Raw genomic sequence first — 20,115 nt, forward strand, 5'->3', positions numbered from 1 at the left:
ATGAAGGTAGGACTCTATTTTGGCTCTTTTAATCCTATACATATAGGGCACATGGTAATTGCAAACCAAATGGTAGAAAATAGCGATTTAGACCAAGTATGGTTTGTGGTAACACCACATAATCCTTTTAAAAAGAAAAGTACACTATTAGATAATTTTCAACGTTTGGAAATGGTCTATTTGGCAACTAAAGACTATTTAAAATTAAAACCTAGCGATATAGAGTTTAAATTGCCGCAACCTAATTATACTATAAATACATTAACCTATTTAAAAGAGAAATACCCTAATCATGAGTTTTCATTAATTATGGGAGAGGATAATTTAAAAGGGTTTCATAAATGGAAGAATTACGAACTTATTTTAGAATATCATAATATTTATGTATATCCTAGAATATCTGAAGGTATTATAGAAACCAGGTTTAATGACCATAAAAAAATACATAGAGTCGAAGCGCCTATTATGGAAATATCGTCTACCATGATACGTAAAGCAATAAAAGAAGGGAAAAATGTGAAGCCATTACTTCCCGAAAATGTATGGCAGTATCTTGATGACATGAATTTTTACAAATAAGTCAATTACAACATAATAAAAGAATGATGTGTTTCAGTGGTTACTTCCAATGATTTCGATAAACGAGAAATTGTAACGAGAAGCTTTAAATCGCTTAACTTTTTTCTACAAAGCTCACAATAGTTTCTAAAAGCTCTGGAGATAATTTTCTAAAAGCTTCGTTATACGATTTAGAGTTTTCTAAACTATCCCCTTCAATTGGAACTAAAATATGATTCATTTTTTCTATAATAGCTAAAGTAGATTGAGGTGCAGCATCATGTAAAAGCTTTGCTTCCTCTTCAGAAACCTGCAAATCTTTAGTGCCATTAATAATAAGAATAGGCATATCTAGTTTTTTTATCTCTTCTTTAGGATTGTAAGACATCCAATTCGCAATAAAAGGTTGTACATCTTTATTAAAAATAGAACCTAAGGCTTGCGGATAATCGTTTGTTGTTTTTCCTTTTTTTAAAATAGCAAAAACTCTTTTAGCATCCTCAGTAAACATAGGTGCAGTTTTGGTAACTTGTTCTATAATAACGTTGTCTATAGATTGCCCTGCGCCAGCAAGAGAGATAAAACCATCTGCTCTACCTTTAGCAGCTAATAAACCAACAAGACTACCTTGGCTGTGTCCTGCCACATATATGGCATTATAACGTTTGGTTTTCTTAAAATATTCAATTACCGATACAGCATCAGTTACAAAGTCATCAAATAAAATAGACGAATCTACGTTACCACGTCGTATTTGTTTTACAATACGTTTATCGTATCTAAACGTCGCTATATTTTGGGCGCTAAGTCCTTCTGCTAATTTTTTTAAATTATTACTTTTTAAAAAATTTTGATTTCCATCTCTGTCTGTAGGGCCAGAACCAGCAATAATAATAACCAGGTTTGGTTTCGTCGCATTATTAGGGGTTAATAATGTCCCATCTATTAATTTGTTAATAGCTACATCTTGACTAGAGTGTGTTTTCTCTTGCGCGAAAAGTAATGTACTCATTACAATAAAAAGAAAAGACAATTTTAATTTCATTTAAAAAAAGTTTTATTAATGATAGTTATGCAAACAAAATGCCAATTATAATATACATAACGCAAATTTACATTTATTTATTGGATGGAAATTGAAAAAAAACTCTTAACAAAACATGTATTTCATCGGTTATTTGTTAAAATCAACTGTTTTTTGTTAAAATTAAGTGCGTTTCATCGAATATTAACACGTTTTAACGGTTAGTAAGAATTATAATTTTATTTTTGGATTGTACTAAAATACATACTTTTTAGTTCAATGGATTAATTAATTAATATTTGCATCGCTATTTGTTGATATAGCAATACTAAATCTAACAATATACATATTTTGCAAATAACTGAAAGCTGAGGTTGAGGGACCTCAGCTTTTTAGGTTTTATACGTTTCTATTTCAGTAAATCTTATTTTTTGCACGTACTATAAATTATTTAATCACTCTAAACGTTAAGTTTATTCTCGGTTGTATTTCTCGTTTTGTTTTGGCTATTTGGTGCAACCAATGGTGCTGTGTTTCGCCTTGCATTAACAATAAGCTGCCATGCTCTAATAATAGTTTTTCGCGTAATGTTTTATCTGTTCTATGTTTTAAATGAAAATGACGCATTTCACCAAAAGTAACAGAAGCAATTACTGGGTTTTTACCTAATTCTTTTTCATTGTCTGCATGCCAACCGTTACTATCTTGACCATCTCTATATAAATTAGCTAAACATGTTGTAAAAGACGTATTGGTTTTAATTTTTAATTTATCCTTGATAGCTAATAAATGACTATTAAAACTATGAGGTTGCATAGAAATGTTAGAGTAGGAGTATGGCTTGTTGTTGTCTGCAAATAAAGCTGTTAATCTAGGTTGTTTGTATGTTTTTCCAAAAACAGTAATATCATCTTGTTGCCAAGGAATTACTTTTAAAAGTGTATTATAATAAAAATTAGCCTCTGCTATATTAAAGAAATTAGGAAAATAGCTAATGTCTGCATCAGGCAAATCTAATTTTATCTCTTCAGTTGGAAACATACATTATAAATATTGATAAGCCCAATACATTAAAACAAACTGTAAAGGAATGCGGAGTATTAAAATCCATTTTGGAATTCCTGCGGAAGCTTTCTTTCCAGATAACATATAAAAATGAACCGCTAAAAATACAATTAGCATAAGGATTATTCCATAAATAGCAAATGTTTGTAATGTTGGGAAACATAACATTAGGCCTAATATAATTTCGGCAATACCACTTAAATAGACCATTAATTTCGGGTTAGGTATATATCTAGGCATAACACGTAAATACATTTTTGGCCTTATAAAATGCATAACACCTGCAAAAATATATAGAGAAACCATTACATAAAGATGCCAAGTAAATACCATAATTAAAATTTTATTTCTCTAAATTAGCACATAAACATAAAACTATGCGATTAAAATTAACCTTTTTACTAACTTTTATGGTAAGCTTCTGTTTTGCACAATTACCAGAAGGGTTTGTATATGTAAAAGATGTAGTCCCTAATATAGAAATAGAGTTACGTTACTGTACAGATTACAATTTTGTGGGAGAAGTTATAGATGGTTATAAAGAAAATAAAGCCATTTTAACCAAAGAAGCTGCTTTAGGTTTAAAAAAGGCACAAGCAGAATTAAATAAGCAAAATTTATCTCTTAAAATTTATGATTCGTACAGACCTCAACGCGCGGTAAACCATTTTGTACGTTGGGCTAAGGATGTAAATGATACAATAATGAAAGCTGTTTTTTACCCTAAAGTAAAAAAGAAGAACTTATTTAAAGCAGGTTATATAGCCTCTAAATCTAGACATAGTAGTGGCAGTACTGTAGATATTACAATTGTAGATATGAAAACAGGAAAAGAGTTAGACATGGGATCGCCTTACGATTTTTTTGGAAGTGAATCCTGGATAAAAAACAGTAGCCTAAATAGAGAGCAACGAAAAAACAGGAGCCTATTACAAAAAGTAATGAAAAATTGTGGTTTTAGAAATTACCTGCAAGAATGGTGGCATTTTACCCTTCGTGGCGAGCCTTTTAAAAATCAATATTTTGATTTTGTTGTGGAGTAAATTATTTTTTCAAATTACGAATACGCTCCAACAGTGTAGGATGCGAATAATGCATAAATACATACGCAGGATGTGGCGTTAAATTACTTAAACTATTTTTAGTTAGTTTTTTTAAAGCGCCAATTAAAGGCTTTGCATTGTATGTGTTTTTAGCATAATCGTCTGCTTGATACTCAAATTTACGTGAAAGCAAGTTCATGAGTAACCCAGTTATTTCAGATAATGGGCTATATAAAATACCAAAAGCAATTAACCCAATATGAAAACTAGGAATACTAACATTCAAAGTCTCAGATAGTAATGGGTTACTAATAAAAATGGATAAAATATAAAGCGTTAAGCCTGTTATAATAATAGAAATAGATAAATTATAAATAATGTGTTTACGTTTGTAGTGCCCCACTTCGTGCGCCAACACAGCAACTATTTCTTCTTCCTCTAAATCGTTAATTAAAGTATCGTATAATGTTACACGTTTTTCACTGCCAAAACCCGAAAAATAAGCATTGGCTTTAGTGCTTCGCTTAGAGCCATCGATAACAAAAATGTTCTCTAAACTAAAACCTACCGTTTTTGCATAGTTAGAAATAGCAGTTCTTAAATAGCCGTCTTCCAAAGGCGTTTGTTTATTAAATAAAGGAACAATTAACTTGGAGTAAAATACATTCATGACTAATGTAAATATGGTAATTAATCCCCAAGCATATAACCAGAACGAATTACCAGTAGTTTGGTAAAACCAAGTTAATAACGCCAATATACTTCCGCCAACAATAATAGTCATTAACCAGCCTTTTATTTTATCTAAAACAAAAGTCTTTTTGGTGGTCTTGTTAAAACCAAAACGGGCTTCTATAACAAAGGTTTTATAATAAGAAAAAGGAGTCGTTAAAATATCACTACCAATCATGATAATACCAAAAAAGATCAAAGTTATTAATATGGTATTAGTAGAAAGTTGTCTTGCTAATTCATCTACAAAAGCAAAACCATCAAATAAAAAGAACGCTAGTGTTAATGCTAAAGAAAATGTAGAGGTTAAAATACTAAATCTATAATTTGTTTTTTTGTAAGCCTGAGATTTTTTGTATTCTACAGCATCATAAACATCACTTAGTTCCTCTGGAATTGCATCATTATAGTGTTTTGCGTTTAAAGCATCTAAAATGGTATCAATTAAAAAACTAATAATTAAAATAGCAATTAATATATAAAATAGCGTTTGTGATGTCATAATTTAGTTAAAGTTTCGTTGTCTTTTAGCTTCAAAAATAAGAATACCTGCAGCAACAGAAACATTCATAGAATCTATAGCGCCTTGCATAGGGATGATTATATTTTTTGTAGAATGATCTCGCCATTCTTGGCTTAGACCTGTAGCTTCAGTACCTACTACAATAGCCGTTGGTTTAGTGAAATCTTGAGTGTGGTATGCTACAGATTCTTGTAAAATAGCAGCATAAATATTAATATTATTATTCTTTAAAAAATGAATAATACTGTCTGTTGTACCTGTAGCTATTTGGTTGGTGAATATGCAACCAACACTTGAGCGTATAATGTTAGGGTTATATAAATCTGTTTTTGGGTTAGCTATAATTACAGCATCTACTTTTGCAGCATCAGCAGTACGAAGTATAGCACCAATGTTGCCTGGTTTTTCAGGCGCTTCGGCAATTAAAATTAAAGGCGTATTAGTATTAAAACGTAAAGTTTCAATACTATTGGTTTTACTTTTTGCAATAGCTATAATACCTTCAGTAGTTTCTCTGTAAGCTATTTTTTGATAGACCTCTTTACTAATTTCTATGAGGTTAATGTCTTGGTTAATATTGCTTCTTACTGTGCTTTCAGAAATTAATTCAGGATAAAATAAAACAGTCTCAATAATATAATGTCCTTTTATTGCTAGGTCAATTTCGCGTACCCCTTCAATAATAAAAAGCTTATTTTTTTTCCGTTCACGAGATTTTTCTTTTAATAAAATAATCTGTTTTATTAAAGAGTTTTGTGTGCTGGATATTTGCTTGTTAACCATAGTATTTTTAGACAATTCTAGCTATTATGCGCTAGAGCAAATTTAAGATAATTATACAGGTTATTTTAGATAATTATTTTAATTAATAAAAAACAGAAGGTAGGAGTTTTTTTAAACGAATTGTTTAAGTAGTAATTAATCGATATTGAATTTATCTTAATTTAAATAACTGCAGTGTTAAAGGTGAATTTATTAAAACCCTTACTAAACTATCATGAAAAAAATACTACCATTATTATTTGTGTTATTGTTTTCTGTATCGGGATTTTCTCAAATAGATTTGGGACCAGATGCAGAAACATGTGCAAGTGAATATATTATTGAAACAGACACTTCAGGAACCAATTATATTTGGTTTTTTGAAGGTGTAGTAATCCCAGGAGAATCATTATCCTATCTAGTTGTAACCCAATCGGGAGAGTATAGTGTTACTACTACTATTGCTGGAACAGATTACAGCGATGCTATAAATATAATGTTTATAGCCCCTCCAGTAGGAAACACTCCAACAGATCTAGTTATTTGCGATGAGCAAGGTAGTGGTAACGTAACAGTAGATTTAGCAATTAAAGACACTGAGGTTTTGGCTAACTTGTCTTCGTCCAATACCTATGATGTATATTATTATTTAACAGAGCAAGACGCTATAGGGCAAACAAATCCTTTAGCTAGCCCGTTTACTACATTTGTAAATCCGCAAACTATATATGCAGTTGCCGTGTCTACTGTAAGCGACTGTATGTCTAACATAGTAAGTTTTAATATTATAGCAAATCCATCTCCAATAGTTTACCCAAACGACACTATAGTTTGCGATGAAACAGGTAGTGGTTTTGCGACATTTGATTTAACTATTTACGACACTCAATTCTCGCAAGGAAACATTAACTACGCCGTAACTTATTACGAAACAGAAGCAGATGCAAGTGCAGGAATAAATTCTATTGCTAGCTTATATACTAACACAACACCATATACTCAAATACTGTATGTAAAAGTTGAAGATATCACTACAGGATGTAGTAGTCTTACAGAGTTATACTTAAATGTACTAGGAGTACAAAGTGTTCCCCCAACACCGTTGGTTGTTATAGATACGGATAACGATGGTTTTGCAGCCTTTAATTTAGTTGATAAGGACAATGAAATAACAGGAGGGAGTACCTTTTTAGGAGTTACTTATCATGAAACTTTAAACGATGCATATAATAATGTTAATAGTTTAACATCACCATACAATAATATTGTAGCCAATACACAAACCGTATTTGCTAGAGTAGAAGATTTAACCCAAGGATGTTATGCAATAGAAGAATTAATACTGCAAACAGAATATGCACCTTTTGCAATTAATGAGGCAACATTAGAACTTTGTAACGAAGGAATAGAAGGTATTGCAACATTCGATTTAACATCTGCAGAGCCTACAATTTTAGATGGATTAAATGCATCAAATTATCAAGTAATATATTACGATAGCCAATCTAATGTTATTTCAAATCCTACGGCCTTTACAAATACGAGTAACCCACAAGAGATTGTAGTTGAAGTAACAGAAATAACAACTAATGATGTTGTTACAACGACACTAACCTTAATTGTTAACGAGCATCCTTATGTAAGTTTCGATCAAGGGTTAATAATCTGTAATGGAGAAACCTTAGAATTAAATCCTAATGGGAATCCAAATTACAATTATATATGGAATACTAACGAAACAACACCTACAATATTAGTAACAACAGAAGGTTTCTATTCGGTAACAATAACAAATCCAGTTACAGGATGCGAAAGCACTGAGTTTGTAACTATTGGAGCAGGAAACTCGCCAGTAATTGAAACTCCTCTAGATCTAGTATCGTGCGATACTTTAGGTGTGTTTGATTTAACAACAGTAATACCTCAGGTTTTAAACGGCATTGACCCTAACACAATTACATTAGAATTTTATGAAACACAACAAGATGCAGAGAATGATGTTAATTCAATAGCTAATACTAATAGTTATACGGCGTATGTAAATCCGCAAACAATATATGTAAGAGTAAATGCTAATTCAAGTACATGCTACTCTATAGTAGATTTTAATTTAATTTCAGAGAGCTGCCCAACAACAATTACATGTGGAACACCAGAAAACATAACATTTTGTTATGAAGATAACGAGACACAACAATACACTTTTGTTAGTAGTAATGGAAGCCCATTAAGAGTTGTTTTTAATTCGGGTATGGTAGAAAACAATTGGGATGAATTAATTGTTTTAGATTCCGATGGCGTAACTAATTTAAATGCAGCGAGCCCGTATGGAAATGAAGGAGACCTTACTAATTTAACATTCGAATCTACAGGAGATACAATTACAGTTTATGTACAATCAGATTTTATAATAGTTGGTTGTACCGATGAGAACCCTATTAATTTTGATGTCTTCTGTTCTACTGATAACTTTGGAATTATAGAAGTTAATGCCTTTATAGATGAAAATAACGATGGTGTTTTTAATGGAGTAGACACACCATTTACAAATGGCTTTTTTACCTACGAAAAAAATAATGATACTAACATAACAACGGTTAATGCGGCATCTGGAGGGTTTAATATTTATAGTTATGATGATACTAATACCTACGATATTACATTAAGTACAAACGAAGGTTACGAAAGTTGCTATACAATAACTACATCGCTTTTTGAAAATGTTAACGTAACCTCAGGCAATACAATAGCTATAAACTTCCCTGTAACAGAACAATCGCAATGCGAAGACTTATCTGTATCTTTATTTCCATCTGCACCACCACGACCAGGTTTCGATTATTATAATTATCTAATTATAGAAAATACAGGATATTCTACAATAAATTCTGGAACAGTTACTTTTATAAACGACCCATTAGTAAATTATTTAGGAGTAAGTTATGTTTCGCCAGAGGTAACGGTAACCTCTAATGCTAATGGATTTACATTCAATTTTGTAAACTTATTACCAGGAGAAACAAGAGGTGCGTGGATAGAAATGAATGTGCCTGCATCTGTAAATCTAGGAGAATATGTTACAAATACTGCTACATATACAACAGCAGCAAATGACATTGTTGTAGATAATAACACATCAGTACTAAGTCAAGAAGTCGTTGGCTCTTACGACCCTAATGATATAACAGAATCGCATGGCCCAGAAATAGTATATGAAGATTTTATAACCACAAACGAATACTTGTATTACACTGTAAGGTTTCAAAATGTAGGAACAGCAGAAGCAATTAATGTAAGAATAGAGAATACCATAAACCCTTTACTAGATGTTAGTACACTAGAAGTTTTACATACTAGCCATGATGCTGTTTTAAAAGCGGTAGATAATCAATTAACATGGTTTTTTGATGCTATTAATTTACCAGCAGAGTCTCAAGATGCAGATGGAAGCAATGGATATGTATATTATAAAATAAAGCCAACAGCTGGATATAATATTGGTACAATTATACCAAATACAGCAGAGATTTATTTCGATTTTAACGCAGCAGTAATAACTAATACGTTTAACACAGAGTTTGTAGAGCCAGCTTTATCTGTAGAGGAATTTAGCCTAGATAATACATTTACAGTACATCCTAATCCAGCTAATACTATAGTTAATATTACTGTAGGAGCTATGTTAGATGAGGATGCAAAAATTATTGTTTACGATATTCAAGGAAAACGATTAATAAATAAGACTTTAAGTAAAAACACTTTGAAAACGCAATTAAATATTGAAAACCTACAAAGTGGAATGTACTTTATAAACTTAAAAACGAATACAAAAGAAACTATTAAGAGGTTAGTAGTTGAATAATTAATGCCATAATTATTTTTAAAAGCTTCAGTATTGCCGTGCTGAAGCTTTTTTTATTTGCGTAATAAAAAAACACCGCTTAAAAGCAATGTCTTTTAAACGGTGTTTTTACTAACTAACCAACCAAATTTTTAATGAAATTTTTCTAACTCGCAGAATTTTTCATTTCAAACTATTTTATTTAACACGTGTGTTTTCACGTTTATTCTCTTTTTTAGCACTTCTTTGCTTACGTTTTTTTAGTGCAGACGATTTAGATTTATCTACAGTCGTTCCAGTTTTTAAGTATTGTATATAACCTCTACCTCTAAACTCGTATACTGTTCCAGACGACGGGTGTAACAACTCTATCGTTTCATCATTAATAACGCTTAACTCAAAGAATTCATTGTCGAAGAAATCATAATCTAATGTTAAAGTTTTTAAATACATATTACCTGGTACATCACTAACACCATAAATCCCTGTATAATCCCAAAATAAGTTATCTGGATTAGTTCCTACAGCATCTTGAGAACTTCTAAACGTAGAATCGTTTCCTCCAGATAAAAACTGTAAAAAGTTTTCATTATCAAATTCATTTAAAGCGCCGTAATCACTAGTATATGTTTTTTCCCAAGCTTCATATTCTTGCATGAAGTAATGAATGTTATCGTAAAATACATAATCGTAATCGAAATTAGAACGTTGGTAACCATTTAAAAAATAAGACGTATCGTTATTTGGGTTATATAATTCAATAGTATTGCTATCTACTTGATAGACATCAAAAGTTTCAAAACCATCAATGTCATGATTAATATCTAAAATCATGTTATAAGCATTATAGTTTCCAACAGGAATACCATATCCATTACCTTGACTGCCAATACCGACTAAATTATTATTAGCATATAAAACACCGTTTTTAAAAGAGATCGTAAAAGCAATCTGTAAAAAAGGAGTTTCTCCATAACCAACAGTCTCATTAATATCTACGTACCATAACTCATGAGTGTTTAAAAGCTGATTTAAACTAATATTAGGAGCAGGAACAATTGGGTCTTCTACAATAACTTCTGTATAACAAGAAGTAAATAAAGTGGCCACTAAGGCAAATACCGAGAGTAATTTTATCGTTTTCATATTCGTTTCGTTTTAAGGATTGATAATAGTAGTATTTCAAAACGCATGCCAAAAATTAAAACAGTTAACGTTTAACTGTATATAGAAGACTAATATTTTGTGTACTTTTGAAACTCTATTTATAGATAATACCTTATGAGTAAAGCATTAAAATATGCCGTTTTTGGTTCAGGAAGTTGGGCAACAGCCATAGTGAAGATGTTATGTGAAAATGAAACAAAGGTTGGGTGGTACATGCGTAGCGTGTATACCAAAGAGCATTTACTAAAAGAACAACACAATCCTAGTTATTTAAGTTCGGTAGAATTTCATTTAGAACAATTAGAGCTAAGTAACGATATAAATGAAATGGCTAGTAAAGCCGAAGTACTTATTTTTGTAATACCATCAGCCTTTATTTATTCCGAATTACAAAAACTAACAGTAGATATTACTAATAAAGTGGTGGTGTCTGCGGTAAAAGGAATCTTGCCAGAAACAGGATTGCTGCTAGGAGAACATTTTCATGATTATTATAATATTCCTTTCGAAAATATAGGAGTTATTGCTGGGCCCTGTCATGCAGAAGAAGTTGCGCTAGAACGATTGTCTTACCTTACCATATCTTGTGCAGACCCAACAAAAGCAGAAAGTATTGCCAATGCCTTATCTAGTAGTTATATAAAAACTAAAATTAGCGATGATATCATTGGTACAGAATACGCGGTAATGCTTAAAAACATTTATGCTATTGCAGCAGGAATAGCACATGGATTAGGGTATGGAGATAATTTCCAGAGTGTGCTTATGAGTAATGCTATTCGCGAAATGAAACGCTTTATTAAAAAAGTACATAAAATGAAACGTAATATTAATAATTCGGCCTACTTAGGCGATTTATTAGTAACAGGCTATTCTGTGTTTTCTAGAAACAGAATGTTTGGTAACATGATAGGTAAGGGCTACACCGTAAAATCTGCACAAATGGAAATGAATATGGTAGCAGAAGGTTACTATGCGACTAAAAGTGCATTTTTAATTAATCAGAAAAACACTAAAAAAACGCAAATGCCTATTATAAAAGCTGTGTATAGTATTTTGTATGAAGGTAAAGATGCCAAAAAAGTGTTTGCGAAATTGACGGATAAATTGGATTAATTATTTCTTTTCTGTTGTTAACAATTAACACTGGTAATGTTTACATTGTGTTAAGATTGAGTTTGGTAATAGTCTTATTAATAGTTGTTTAATTCATAATATTGTATTGTTGGTTGAAAAGTAATTATTTCAATTTACATAAATACAGTAATTAAGATGAAAGAAATAATACCAGTTTTATGCCTCACGTTTTTAGCTTTAATAATAATTTATTGGATAATGCCAACTAAAAAAATGAAAGCAGTAAATGAAGCTATAAAATCGTTATTACAAGTTTTACCTATTACGAAAATTATTGAAGGGATAACAAAAACTACAATATCTAAAGGTAAATAGTTTATTAATACTAATTATCCAGTTTATAAACTCACCATTTCCCCTCAATAACACGCACTTTTTTCGCAAAATTCCTTAATTTCGCATTTCTTATAATAAATCAGAAAAAATGAGTGCAGGATTCCCTGAATATAAAGGACTTAACTTACCAAACGTAGCAAGTGAAATACTAGAGTATTGGAAGGACAATAATATCTTTGAAAAGAGTGTAACCACTAGAGAAGGCGCGGCACCTTACGTATTTTTCGAAGGACCTCCATCTGCAAACGGATTGCCAGGAGTACACCACGTTTTAGCACGAGCTATTAAAGATATTTTTCCGCGTTACAAAACCATGAAAGGGTTTCAAGTAAAGCGTAAAGCAGGTTGGGATACACATGGTTTACCAATAGAACTTGGGGTAGAGAAGGAGTTAGGTATTACAAAAGAAGATATAGGGAAAACCATTTCTGTAGAAGATTATAACGCAGCATGCCGTAAAGCAGTAATGCGTTACACAGATATCTGGAATAACTTAACCCAAAAAATGGGATACTGGGTAGATATGGATGATCCATATATTACCTACGAGCCAAAATACATGGAAAGTGTATGGTGGCTATTAAAAGAGATTTATACTAAGAAATTAATGTATAAAGGTTATACTATACAGCCGTATTCTCCAAAAGCAGGAACAGGATTAAGTTCTCACGAAGTTAACCAACCTGGCGCGTACCAAGATGTAACAGACACCACAATAGTTGCTCAATTTAAAGCTATAGAGAGTACATTACCAGACTTTTTACAAAACGAAGGCGATATTCATTTCCTAGCTTGGACTACGACACCTTGGACCTTGCCAAGTAACACAGCATTAACCGTTGGACCTAAAATTGACTATGTTTTAGTTGAAACCTATAACCAATACACATTTAAACCAATGAATGTGATTTTGGCAAAAGCATTAGTTGGAAAACAATTTGGTGGAAAAAATAATGTACAAGTTGAAGAGAAATCAGAATTACTTAATTACAAGTCTGGAGATAAAAAAATTCCTTTTTATATAGTCGATTTCGGTTGGGATTATTCTGATGAGGAATATGAAGAAATCAAAAAAGAACATAATAAAGCTTCAAGTGAATTCCTAAAAGATAGAGAAATTGTAAAGCAAAAGTATATTAAAAAAGAATTTAAAGGAAAAGAACTTGTTGGTATAAAATACGAACAATTATTGCCTTACGCCTTACCAAACGATAACCCAGAAAACGCGTTTAGAGTTATTTCTGGAGATTTCGTAACAACGGAAGATGGAACAGGAATAGTACACACGGCACCAACATTTGGAGCAGATGATGCATTAGTTGCAAAACAAGCATCGCCAGAAGTTCCGCCACTTTTAGTAAAAGACGAAAATGATAATTTAGTACCACTGGTAGATTTACAAGGTCGTTTTAGACCAGAAATGAAAGAGTTTGGCGGTAAGTACGTTAAAAACGAATATTATAAGGATGGCGAAGCGCCAGAACGTTCAATAGACGTAGAGCTTGCCATTAAGTTAAAAGAAGAAAACAAAGCCTTCAAGGTTGAAAAATATAAGCACAACTATCCGCATTGTTGGCGTACAGATAAACCAATACTATACTATCCATTAGACTCTTGGTTTATAAAAATTACAGATGTAAAAGGACGCATGCACGAGTTGAATACAACCATTAACTGGAAGCCAGAATCTACAGGAACTGGACGTTTTGGTAATTGGTTAGCAAATGCAAACGATTGGAATTTATCGCGTTCGCGTTATTGGGGAATTCCGTTGCCAATATGGAGGACAGAAGATGGCAAAGAAGAAATCTGTATAGGTTCTGTAGAAGAATTAAAAGCAGAAATGGCAAAGGCGGTTAAAGCAGGTGTGTTAAAAGAAGATATTTTTGCAGATTTTGAAGTCGGGAATAACTCTGAAGAAAACTATGCAAAGTTAGATTTACATAAAAATATAGTAGACCAAATAACATTAGTATCACCATCTGGACAACCAATGCGCAGAGAGAGCGATTTAATAGATGTTTGGTTCGATTCTGGATCTATGCCTTATGCACAGTGGCACTACCCATTTGAAAATAAAGAGTTAATAGATGAGAATAAATCGTTTCCAGCAGATTTTATAGCAGAAGGAGTAGATCAAACCAGAGGGTGGTTCTATACATTACATGCTATAGGAACTATGGTTTTCGATTCTGTAGCCTATAAAAACGTTGTTTCTAACGGATTGGTTTTGGATAAAAACGGACAAAAAATGTCTAAGCGTTTAGGTAACGCAACAGACCCTTTTGAAACCTTGGATACGTACGGAGCAGATGCTACACGTTGGTACATGATTGCAAATGCAAACCCTTGGGATAACTTAAAGTTCGACTTAGAAGGGATAGAAGAAGTAAAGCGTAAGTTCTTTGGTACGTTATACAATACCTATTCATTCTTTCAGTTGTACACGAACTTAGACAAGTTTACGTATGCAGAAGTAGATATAGCAATAGAAGAACGTCCAGAAATAGACCGTTGGATACTGTCTGAATTAAATACTTTAATTCAAAAAGTAGACGAATATTATGCAGAATACGAGCCAACAAAAGCGGCACGTGCTATTTCTAACTTTACGCAAGATTATTTAAGTAACTGGTATGTGCGTTTAAGTAGAAGACGATTCTGGAAAGGCGATTACCAACAAGATAAAATATCGGCATACCAAACATTATACATATGTATGGTAACCATAGCAAAACTTGGAGCACCAATTGCACCATTTTTTATGGATAAACTTTACCTAGACTTAACGAAAACGACACAAACAGAACAGTTTGAAAGTGTACATTTGGCGGAGTTCCCAAAAGTGGATGAAACCCTTATAGATAAGTCTTTAGAAAGAAAAATGGAAAGTGCGCAAACAATATCATCATTAGTTTTATCGTTAAGAGCTAAAGAAAAGATAAAAGTACGCCAGCCATTGCAAAAAATTATGATACCTGTTGATAATGCCCAACAGAAAGAAGAAATTTTAGCAGTTTCCGATTTAATAAAGCATGAGGTTAATGTAAAGGAAGTGGAGCTTTTAGATGATGCTTCAGATATTTTAGTAAAGCAAATAAAACCTAATTTTAAAGCACTAGGCCCTCGTTTTGGTAAAGACATGAAAGCAATTGCTTCTGAAATTCAGAAGCTTACATCTGAAGATATAAAAATAATTGAACAAAAAGGAACACTAGATGTCGAGTGTAACGGAAAAAATATTATTTTAGAACTCAATGATGTTGAAATAACATCGCAGGACATTGAAGGATGGCTTGTAGCAAATGAAGGAACGTTAACAGTTGCGTTAGATGTTACAATTTCTGAAAATTTACGAGAAGAAGGTATTGCACGTGAGCTCGTAAACCGTATTCAAAATTTACGTAAAGATTCAGGATTTGAAGTAACAGATAAAATTAATGTGCAGTTAATGAAGGAGAGTCAAATTGTGCAAGCAGTTCAAAATAATTTAGAGTATATCAAGACAGAAACATTAACGGAGAATCTTGAAATTATGGACCAAATAGATAACGGTATAGATATTGCATTCGATGCAATAGAAACAAAGTTATTTATTCAAAAACATTAAGATTATGGCAATAGAAAATAAAGTAAGATACTCAGATGAGAAATTGGCAGAATTCAAAGCGCTTATATTAGATAAAATAGAAAAGGCACAACACGATTTAGAACTAATTAAAAGTGCGTATATGAACGACCATAATAATGGTACAGATGATACGTCACCTACGTTTAAGGCTTTTGATGAGGGAAGTGCTGTAATGAGTAAAGAGTCTAACTCTCAATTAGCTATAAGACAAGAAAAATTTATTAGGGATTTAAAAAATGCTATTATTAGAATAGAAAATAAAACCTATGGTATTTGCCGTGTTACAGGAAAACTAATTAATGCTAAACGCCTAGAGTTAGTACCACATGCTACCTTAAGCATTGAAGCTAAAAATATGCAGAAATAAAGTTTTTAAACGAGAACTTTTATAATAAATAAAGGCTGTTTAAAAAGTGAAATTTTCGTTAAACCGAACTAGGTTTGGTTTCCCTGTAACAATTTAAAATAAGTTTAATGGGATTCTAAAAACACATTTGGTAAGATGATTATTATGCTTTTTAAACAGTTTTTTTATATCTGCATACTAATAAAACGAGCAGTAGGTGCTCCCGCTGGATTGTTATGCGGTGTTTTAATAGTGAGTTTAAAAGGACCATTACCCTGAATAGGTGTTGGAGCATTTAAATTAAGATTTGGAAATACGCCATTAAAAGAAATAATAACAGGGTTAAAAGTACCTACTTGATGATTTGGACTCGTGCCCATACCATCTACATTTACATTTTGATTATCGAAACTAACTACTATAGGAAGATTAGTTCTGTTTATAATACTAAATTGTGGCATAATTAAAATTTTAATAATATCTACTCTATTAGGCTTTTCGATTTCCGCCGTATCATTAATTATTATAATGCCAAATTATAGTTTATTTGGGGTTATTAAAAGAGTAGAAACACGTGTTTTTGGAATTTAATTAAAGGGGTGCTGTGTTTAGAGATTAGCTGTTAAATGCATAACAGGCATTTAATATATTTGTGTTGTATTATAAAATAGTAGTATAGTTTTTGTAAGTAGAGTAATGTGAATTATTTAATGAAATATTTAGCGTATAGTATCATCCTATTGTTTTCAATTAACATGAAAGCTCAAAAAGTAATTGAGAGCACTATAGATGCTAAAAATATAACGACAGTTGTTATTGAAGGCGATGATATGTTTAATATAAAATTAACATCGGGACCCGTTGCAACAATTACACTAAAAACAAAAAGTGAAGGAGAATATAGTGAGGATATTGTTGTTTTGTCAAATATAAAACAAGATTCCTTGGTGATTTCTAGTGCTTATCAGCCCTTATACGTAAACCATAACGATAAGTTAAGCGCTCATAAAGTAATATCTATAGAACTAGAATTAATAGTGCCAGAATATCTAAACATTTACGGTAAAAGCAACATCGCTTCTGCTGAGGTTTTTGGAGTCTATAATACTTTAATTTTAGAATTGTCTCAAGGAAATTGTGCGTTAAAATCCTTTACAGGAAATGCTATTATAAATACTATTGAGGGACAAATTAAGCTTAATACTAATTATGCTAGAGTAGAGGCATATACTAAAACTGGGACCATAATTAGAGAAGAAATAGCCTTGGGAAATAATGAAATAAAATTAAATTCTGTTAATGGAAATATAAGTATTACGAATACTAAAAAATAAACTTATATTTTAGCATAGATTATTTTAAAGAATATATGTCATTAAAAAAAGCCTCAATATTTATCATTCTATTATTACTTATAGATCAAGTAAGTAAAATTTACATTAAACTGCATTTTCAATTAGGAGAAGACGTTACTGTTTTTAATTGGTTTAAAATTTATTTTATTGAAAATGATGGGATGGCTTGGGGAACAAAACTAAGTGATATCATCCCTTTTATAAGTGACCGAGCAGCTAAGTTAAGCTTAACCGTTTTTAGAATTTTTGCTATTATGGGAATAGGCTATTGGCTTTATAGTACTATTAAAAAACAAAAATCTAAAGTGTTAATAATAGCTTTGATTTTTATTTTTGCTGGCGCCCTTGGTAATATTATAGATTCTGTTTTTTATGGTGTTATATTTAATGATAGTCATGCTCAGATTGCTACATTTTTACCAGAAAAAGGTTATGACACTTTACTGCATGGTAAAGTCGTAGATATGTTGTACATGCCAATATGGGAAGGTGATTTACCAGATTGGTTACCAGTATATGGAGGTAGGCGCTTTAATTTTTTTGAACCAGTATTTAATATTGCAGACGTTGCAATAAGCATAGGGTTTGGGATATTAATCTTTTTTAATAAAAAAGCATTTCCAAAGATGACAGAAAAAGCCTAGTTGTATTATGGCATTAAATCAATTCTAAGCACTTTTTTTAAAAAGATCTTCAAAATCGTTTATGTTAATAGGTTTAATTAAATAATCGGTTACACTGGTTAAAGACTTTGCTCTATTAATATCTATTGGGTTTATAGATGAGCTTACAATATATAAAGTTACAGTTTTATTAAAGCGCGGTTTTATTTGTGTAAAATGCTCTAGAAACTCCCATCCATCCATAATAGGCATATTAATATCTAAGAAAATAATATCTGGAATTTTATTTGTGGTTAAATTTTGTAATAAGGTTTTAAAGTAATCTATGCTTTCTTTTCCATCATTAAATACGAGTAGGTTTTTACATAATTTTCTGGTTTCTATAATACGTTTTACAAGATTAACATAAATACTATCATCATCAATAATACATGCTAGTTCTACTGGTGTGTACGCCATAAAGTTAAAATTGAATTTTAAAAGTTGTTCCTTTTCCTACTTTACTATCAACAAAAATTTCTCCGTTCAAGGACTCTATTTGGTTTTTTGTAATAAATAGACCAATGCCAACAGCATCTTCATTATAATGAAAAGTATTATACATACCAAATAGTTTTTTTCCAAACTTATTCAAGTCTATTCCTTGCCCGTTATCTGAAACTTCGAGAATTATTTTATTGTTTTCAATATATGTTTTTAATTTAATAATCGCATTACGCTTTTCATGTTTATATTTTATAGCATTAGTGATTAGGTTAAGCATGATGCTTTCCAAATAGGCGGGAATATATTTGATGGTTTGTGCCATAGAAAAATCAAACTCTACTACAGTATTGTCTTTGGTTACAAGATGGTTTATAGATTTTAATACAGTTTGTAGTGTATCCTCGAAAGCAATTATTATTTTATTTTGGTCTGTTTTAGTTTGTATCGTTACAATATCGTTTAAATGCTCTATAGTGGTATTTAAGCTTTCAGAAATATCTTTAATACTACCTATTAACTCTAGTTTTTCCTCTACAGATTTTAAGTCCTCTATAAGTTGTACAATAAGAGATAAGTTACTAGTGTGAGACCTTAAATTATGAGAAACTATATGAGCAAAATTGAATAGCCTCGAGTTTTGAGAAGCTATAATATCTGCTGTTTTTTGTAAGTGTAACGTTTTTAATTTTTCTTCATCTATATCTTGAAAAACACCTCTAATACCTATAATATCCTGTTCGTCATTGTAAACAGGTTTTCCTATTGCTTTGGCCCAGAATACACGCTTATTTGCAGTAACCATTTTAATTTCTGTGTTAAAAGGTGTGCCTGCCATTGCACATTTAAAAAATAAATCTGCAGCTAGTTGATGGTGCTCTTCTGCATAATAATGCGATGAGTTTTTTAAAGAAGGAATATAATCTTCGGGATATTCCATAATGCGCCTAGTCTCTTTATCCCAATAGCTTTTTTGATCTAAAAAATCTACATACCAACTTCCTGTAGATGTCATCTCTGCACTTTCACGATAGTAGAAGTTATTATCTTTAACTTTGGCATTCGTTTTAATTTTATTTTCAAAAAAGAAAATAATCTTAGAAGTATCATGGATATTTACTGGTAGTACAGAATTTGTTTTACAAGTATATTCTTTATACTCGTTAGTCTTTTTTTTTATTTGAATATTTTGTTTAAAACCAACATTATTTTCTACCAAACTAAAGAAGTTATCTCTAAATAATGCTTTGTCATTTTTATGAATTAATCGTTCAAGAAAGAAATCTAATTTCGTGGCAATTTCGCTTTGTTTATACCCTAAATCAGAGATAAACGCAGAAGACCAATAACTAGTATTATTTTTTAACTCCCAATAGCCAATATCGAGATTGTCAATAACATTTTGAAAAAGTTCATTTTTTACCATGATGACAAAAAGTAGGTCGTAAAAGCAAATATAAGAACTTTATGTCATTAATCGATTAAAAAC

General features: G+C 31.3%; 17 protein-coding genes. 8 read left to right on the plus strand and 9 right to left on the minus strand.

What is annotated here, in order from left to right; genetic code table 11:
- On the plus strand, positions 1 to 579 hold the full coding sequence (gene nadD / locus ACVC08_RS06345; protein WP_452601431.1) for a nicotinate (nicotinamide) nucleotide adenylyltransferase: 579 nt from the start codon (positions 1 to 3) through the stop codon (positions 577 to 579).
- A 94-nt stretch (positions 580 to 673) separates the two neighbouring features.
- Here nadD and ACVC08_RS06350 read toward each other — a convergent pair whose 3' ends face one another.
- From ACVC08_RS06350 to ACVC08_RS06360, 3 genes are all read right to left on the minus strand, one after another.
- Entirely contained in the window at positions 674 to 1,603 is a 930-nt protein-coding gene (locus ACVC08_RS06350) for an alpha/beta hydrolase (protein ID WP_452601432.1), read from the minus strand.
- A 426-nt stretch (positions 1,604 to 2,029) separates the two neighbouring features.
- Positions 2,030 to 2,623 (minus strand): alpha-ketoglutarate-dependent dioxygenase AlkB family protein, encoded by a 594-nt coding sequence (locus ACVC08_RS06355; protein ID WP_452601433.1) that lies wholly within the window; start codon positions 2,621 to 2,623, stop codon positions 2,030 to 2,032.
- Positions 2,624 to 2,626: 3 nt separating this feature from the next.
- Positions 2,627 to 2,980 (minus strand): DoxX family protein, encoded by a 354-nt coding sequence (locus tag ACVC08_RS06360; RefSeq protein ID WP_452601434.1) that lies wholly within the window; start codon positions 2,978 to 2,980, stop codon positions 2,627 to 2,629.
- Positions 2,981 to 3,024: 44 nt separating this feature from the next.
- On the opposite strand from ACVC08_RS06360, the gene ACVC08_RS06365 reads away from it, so the two are divergent.
- On the plus strand, positions 3,025 to 3,690 hold the full coding sequence (locus ACVC08_RS06365) for a M15 family metallopeptidase (protein WP_452601435.1): 666 nt from the start codon (positions 3,025 to 3,027) through the stop codon (positions 3,688 to 3,690).
- Between the two features lies 1 nt (position 3,691).
- Here the strand turns inward: ACVC08_RS06365 and ACVC08_RS06370 are convergent, their stop codons facing one another.
- Positions 3,692 to 4,924, minus strand: a complete 1,233-nt coding sequence (locus ACVC08_RS06370) for a M48 family metallopeptidase (protein ID WP_452601436.1) — start codon at positions 4,922 to 4,924, stop codon at positions 3,692 to 3,694.
- 3 nt (positions 4,925 to 4,927) lie between these two features.
- Entirely contained in the window at positions 4,928 to 5,728 is an 801-nt protein-coding gene (locus ACVC08_RS06375) for a TrmH family RNA methyltransferase (RefSeq protein ID WP_452597025.1), read from the minus strand.
- A 214-nt stretch (positions 5,729 to 5,942) separates the two neighbouring features.
- Here ACVC08_RS06375 and ACVC08_RS06380 point away from each other — a divergent pair, with 214 nt between their 5' ends.
- The gene (locus tag ACVC08_RS06380) at positions 5,943 to 9,569 is read left to right on the plus strand and encodes a T9SS type A sorting domain-containing protein (RefSeq protein ID WP_452601437.1); all 3,627 of its coding nucleotides are present in this window, start codon (positions 5,943 to 5,945) and stop codon (positions 9,567 to 9,569) included.
- A gap of 177 nt (positions 9,570 to 9,746) precedes the next feature.
- Here the strand turns inward: ACVC08_RS06380 and ACVC08_RS06385 are convergent, their stop codons facing one another.
- Positions 9,747 to 10,694: a nicotinic acid mononucleotide adenyltransferase gene (locus ACVC08_RS06385; RefSeq protein ID WP_452601438.1), complete on the minus strand. Its 948-nt coding sequence runs from the start codon at positions 10,692 to 10,694 to the stop codon at positions 9,747 to 9,749.
- A 135-nt stretch (positions 10,695 to 10,829) separates the two neighbouring features.
- Here ACVC08_RS06385 and ACVC08_RS06390 point away from each other — a divergent pair, with 135 nt between their 5' ends.
- From ACVC08_RS06390 to ACVC08_RS06400, 3 genes are all read left to right on the plus strand, one after another.
- Positions 10,830 to 11,831 (plus strand): NAD(P)H-dependent glycerol-3-phosphate dehydrogenase, encoded by a 1,002-nt coding sequence (locus ACVC08_RS06390; RefSeq protein ID WP_452597028.1) that lies wholly within the window; start codon positions 10,830 to 10,832, stop codon positions 11,829 to 11,831.
- 445 nt (positions 11,832 to 12,276) lie between these two features.
- Positions 12,277 to 15,798 (plus strand): isoleucine--tRNA ligase, encoded by a 3,522-nt coding sequence (gene ileS, locus ACVC08_RS06395; RefSeq protein ID WP_452601439.1) that lies wholly within the window; start codon positions 12,277 to 12,279, stop codon positions 15,796 to 15,798.
- Between the two features lie 4 nt (positions 15,799 to 15,802).
- Positions 15,803 to 16,186 (plus strand): TraR/DksA family transcriptional regulator, encoded by a 384-nt coding sequence (locus tag ACVC08_RS06400; RefSeq protein ID WP_452597031.1) that lies wholly within the window; start codon positions 15,803 to 15,805, stop codon positions 16,184 to 16,186.
- 164 nt (positions 16,187 to 16,350) lie between these two features.
- On the opposite strand, the gene ACVC08_RS06405 is transcribed toward ACVC08_RS06400, so the two are convergent.
- Entirely contained in the window at positions 16,351 to 16,626 is a 276-nt protein-coding gene (locus ACVC08_RS06405) for a hypothetical protein (protein WP_452597032.1), read from the minus strand.
- Positions 16,627 to 16,875: 249 nt separating this feature from the next.
- Between ACVC08_RS06405 and ACVC08_RS06410 the strand changes: the two genes are divergently transcribed.
- Together ACVC08_RS06410 and ACVC08_RS06415 are read left to right on the plus strand one after the other, a co-directional pair.
- Positions 16,876 to 17,499, plus strand: a complete 624-nt coding sequence (locus ACVC08_RS06410) for a hypothetical protein (protein ID WP_452601440.1) — start codon at positions 16,876 to 16,878, stop codon at positions 17,497 to 17,499.
- A 35-nt stretch (positions 17,500 to 17,534) separates the two neighbouring features.
- Positions 17,535 to 18,164, plus strand: coding sequence for a lipoprotein signal peptidase (locus ACVC08_RS06415; RefSeq protein WP_452597034.1), 630 nt, complete (start codon positions 17,535 to 17,537; stop codon positions 18,162 to 18,164).
- A 24-nt stretch (positions 18,165 to 18,188) separates the two neighbouring features.
- On the opposite strand, the gene ACVC08_RS06420 is transcribed toward ACVC08_RS06415, so the two are convergent.
- Together ACVC08_RS06420 and ACVC08_RS06425 are read right to left on the minus strand one after the other, a co-directional pair.
- Entirely contained in the window at positions 18,189 to 18,602 is a 414-nt protein-coding gene (locus ACVC08_RS06420; protein WP_452597035.1) for a response regulator, read from the minus strand.
- Positions 18,603 to 18,606: 4 nt separating this feature from the next.
- Positions 18,607 to 20,052 carry an ATP-binding protein gene (locus tag ACVC08_RS06425; protein WP_452597036.1) on the minus strand — a complete coding sequence of 482 codons (1,446 nt, stop codon included), beginning with the start codon at positions 20,050 to 20,052 and terminating at the stop codon, positions 18,607 to 18,609.
- Positions 20,053 to 20,115 lie beyond the last annotated feature (63 nt).

The organism is Pontimicrobium sp. MEBiC06410, assembly GCF_053601615.1.

What these genes read in the sequence shown, in the direction of transcription:
- ACVC08_RS06405 (WP_452597032.1), bottom strand. Translation starts at nt 16,626, where the DNA reads ATGCCACAATTTAGTATTATAAACAGAACTAATCTTCCTATAGTAGTT.
- ACVC08_RS06410 (WP_452601440.1), top strand. Translation starts at nt 16,876, where the DNA reads ATGAAATATTTAGCGTATAGTATCATCCTATTGTTTTCAATTAACATG.
- ACVC08_RS06390 (WP_452597028.1), top strand. Translation starts at nt 10,830, where the DNA reads ATGAGTAAAGCATTAAAATATGCCGTTTTTGGTTCAGGAAGTTGGGCA.
- ileS (WP_452601439.1), top strand. Translation starts at nt 12,277, where the DNA reads ATGAGTGCAGGATTCCCTGAATATAAAGGACTTAACTTACCAAACGTA.
- ACVC08_RS06415 (WP_452597034.1), top strand. Translation starts at nt 17,535, where the DNA reads ATGTCATTAAAAAAAGCCTCAATATTTATCATTCTATTATTACTTATA.
- ACVC08_RS06380 (WP_452601437.1), top strand. Translation starts at nt 5,943, where the DNA reads ATGAAAAAAATACTACCATTATTATTTGTGTTATTGTTTTCTGTATCG.
- ACVC08_RS06370 (WP_452601436.1), bottom strand. Translation starts at nt 4,924, where the DNA reads ATGACATCACAAACGCTATTTTATATATTAATTGCTATTTTAATTATT.
- ACVC08_RS06425 (WP_452597036.1), bottom strand. Translation starts at nt 20,052, where the DNA reads ATGGTAAAAAATGAACTTTTTCAAAATGTTATTGACAATCTCGATATT.
- ACVC08_RS06360 (WP_452601434.1), bottom strand. Translation starts at nt 2,980, where the DNA reads ATGGTATTTACTTGGCATCTTTATGTAATGGTTTCTCTATATATTTTT.
- ACVC08_RS06420 (WP_452597035.1), bottom strand. Translation starts at nt 18,602, where the DNA reads ATGGCGTACACACCAGTAGAACTAGCATGTATTATTGATGATGATAGT.
- ACVC08_RS06375 (WP_452597025.1), bottom strand. Translation starts at nt 5,728, where the DNA reads ATGGTTAACAAGCAAATATCCAGCACACAAAACTCTTTAATAAAACAG.
- ACVC08_RS06365 (WP_452601435.1), top strand. Translation starts at nt 3,025, where the DNA reads ATGCGATTAAAATTAACCTTTTTACTAACTTTTATGGTAAGCTTCTGT.
- ACVC08_RS06350 (WP_452601432.1), bottom strand. Translation starts at nt 1,603, where the DNA reads ATGAAATTAAAATTGTCTTTTCTTTTTATTGTAATGAGTACATTACTT.
- nadD (WP_452601431.1), top strand. Translation starts at nt 1, where the DNA reads ATGAAGGTAGGACTCTATTTTGGCTCTTTTAATCCTATACATATAGGG.
- ACVC08_RS06355 (WP_452601433.1), bottom strand. Translation starts at nt 2,623, where the DNA reads ATGTTTCCAACTGAAGAGATAAAATTAGATTTGCCTGATGCAGACATT.
- ACVC08_RS06400 (WP_452597031.1), top strand. Translation starts at nt 15,803, where the DNA reads ATGGCAATAGAAAATAAAGTAAGATACTCAGATGAGAAATTGGCAGAA.
- ACVC08_RS06385 (WP_452601438.1), bottom strand. Translation starts at nt 10,694, where the DNA reads ATGAAAACGATAAAATTACTCTCGGTATTTGCCTTAGTGGCCACTTTA.